At 41.8% G+C, this 2,448-nt stretch carries 2 protein-coding genes; both read left to right on the forward strand.

The window, feature by feature from the left end:
• The first annotated feature begins 163 nt into the window (after nt 1-163).
• Nucleotides 164-1,486, forward strand: a complete 1,323-nt coding sequence (locus AC1DLM_RS35140; RefSeq protein WP_441987872.1) for an IS4 family transposase — start codon at nt 164-166, stop codon at nt 1,484-1,486.
• 352 nt (nt 1,487-1,838) lie between these two features.
• Entirely contained in the window at nt 1,839-2,318 is a 480-nt protein-coding gene (locus AC1DLM_RS35145; protein ID WP_477572596.1) for an SMI1/KNR4 family protein, read from the forward strand.
• Nucleotides 2,319-2,448: the final 130 nt, after the last annotated feature.

The raw sequence follows: 2,448 nt of genomic DNA on the forward strand, positions 1-2,448 counted from the left end.
GGCCAATGTCATTTAGTTAAGGCGCGGGTTCAAATATCAAGAAAAAGAGCAGGTTATCGAAAAGATAGCCCGTTCTTTTTTTTGCACGAAGAAGAGAAGTAAGACTTGACAAGTACGTATAAATGTGTGGCGAAGCCCCTTGAAAAACGAGGAGGTTACGCCAATGAATGAGTACGCAAATTCGCTAAAACAAACGCTGACATCACTTATACGAGAAATGTCAGCCACACCAGCACCATATGTCAAAAACCCTGAGAAAGATTTTACCCGAAAGAAAAAGCTTCCCTTTGAAACGGTCATGCAACTCCTAATCTCCATGGGTGGCAACAGCATATACAAGGAGATCTTGGAATCACAAGGCTATGACGTAAATACCGCAACCACTTCTGCTTTTGTCCAGCAGAGAAATAAAATCCTGCCGTCTGCTGTGGAATGCTTGTTTCACAAATTTACGCAATCGCATACGGATATCAAGAACTACCGAGGGTATCGATTAATTGCCATTGACGGTTCGGATTTGCATATCGCAACGGACCCTGCGGACAGAGATACTTACTGTCAAAGTCAACCCAACACGAAAGGCTATAACCTTCTGCATTTGAACGCAGCCTATGACCTCTGCAACAGACTGTACTTAGATGCCAATGTTCAACCGCGAAGGTTGCGTAACGAGGGAAAGGCTCTGGCTGCTATGGTCGACCGTTCCCCCATCAAGGGCAAAACCATTGTTATTGCCGATCGAGGTTATGAAAGTTACAATAATTTCGCGCATATTGAACGCAAAGGATGGAACTATGTCATAAGAGTAAAGGATTTGGATTCGAGTGGTATTCTTTCGGGCTTGTGTTTGCCCTCTGGCGGAGAGTTTGATCGAAACATTCAACTGATACTCACCAAAAAACAAACAAAAGCGATCAAGGCTCATCCCGAGATTTACAAATACGTCCCATCCTCGTCTACCTTTGATTTTTTAGATTTGCATGAGAACTTTTTTTACCCTATTTCCTTTCGGGTTGTTCGTCTCGTCCTGCCGAGTGGAGCTTATGAAACCGTTATCACGAATCTTTCTGCTGATGATTTCCCACCCGAGGAGCTCAAGTCCATTTACAACATGCGCTGGGGCATTGAAACCTCTTTCAGAGCGTTGAAATACACCGTCGGGTTGACGAGTTTTCATGCAAAGAAACAAGAGTCCATCACCCAAGAAATTTTCGCAAGATTGATCATGTACAATTTTGTTGAAATGATGACCTCTCATGTCGTCATTTCCCAAATGGATAAACGGCACCACTATCAAGTCAATTTCACGGTTGCCGTTCATGTTTGTAGACATCTCCTGCGCTCAAGGGACGATGAACCCCCGCACGATGTTGAAGCACTGATTTGCAAAAACATTTTGCCAATTCGACCCATCCGCCCAGGACAGCAGAATACGCGCAAAATCCGTTATAAATCAGCTGTTAGCTTCGTCTACAGAGTAGCATAATTCGGCTCCATGAAAATTTTTTAAGTGGATATTCCATCCGCTTTGTTTGCTGTGCGCGTTTTTTCTTGCTTGCAAAAAAAACAAACGGCACAGGGCTTATTCCATGCCGTTCCAGATTACAATTTTATTCTCATCCTAGTTTTTGAGCGTAACTTAATGACATTGGCCGCGTGGCAGCCCTTCGCTCCGCTAACGGGCAGTAGAGCGTGGAGGAAGCCAGTTACAAACATTGAAGTATTGGGCAGTTTATCAAAGCAGGAAATTAAATAATTGAGAGAAATGTTTTAAAGGAGATTAATAAACGGGAATAGAATACAGCTTCTATCTATAAAAAAGCGATGGAGGATACCCTATGAATATCGCTTGGAATTTTCCTGGAGAAATGATTACACGGGAAGAAGTAATTGAACTTGAAAAAGAATTAAATGTGAAGTTTCCAAAAGACTATATTTCACAAATTTTAGCCAATAACGGTGGAATACCTGATCCAAGTCAACTCGATTTCTATGGGCGAAAAGGTAAAACACTTGGTGAATTATTTTGTATTAATGATGTAGGTAGCGCAAATGTTCATAAAATGTATAAGGGCTCGCGTGATGTATTACCTATGAGTATTGTACCCATTGCTGCCGATGCGGGTGGTAACTATTATTGCTTCGATTATATAAACGGAGCAGAGCCTTCGATAGTATATTGGAATCAAGATGAATGCTATCCAGCGGATGATGTAACTCCAGAACAGTTAAAAACCAAACCACTGGAAGCATGGCAAAGAGAAGCAATTACTCCAGTATGCAATACATTTACTGAACTTTTACAAATGCTATATTGATGAATTGATTAACGCAGAACGTTACTTCAATAAACTACAAATTGAGGCTGCCGCCGCGAAAACGAGTGGCAGCCTCATTAAGCTATCGGGCAGTAAACTGCGGTAATAAACTCAGGTACTATAAAAAGAT

It is taken from the genome of Paenibacillus sp. 01T442, assembly GCF_056398345.1.

What these genes read in the sequence shown, in the direction of transcription:
- AC1DLM_RS35140 (WP_441987872.1), top strand. Translation starts at nt 164, where the DNA reads ATGAATGAGTACGCAAATTCGCTAAAACAAACGCTGACATCACTTATA.
- AC1DLM_RS35145 (WP_477572596.1), top strand. Translation starts at nt 1,839, where the DNA reads ATGAATATCGCTTGGAATTTTCCTGGAGAAATGATTACACGGGAAGAA.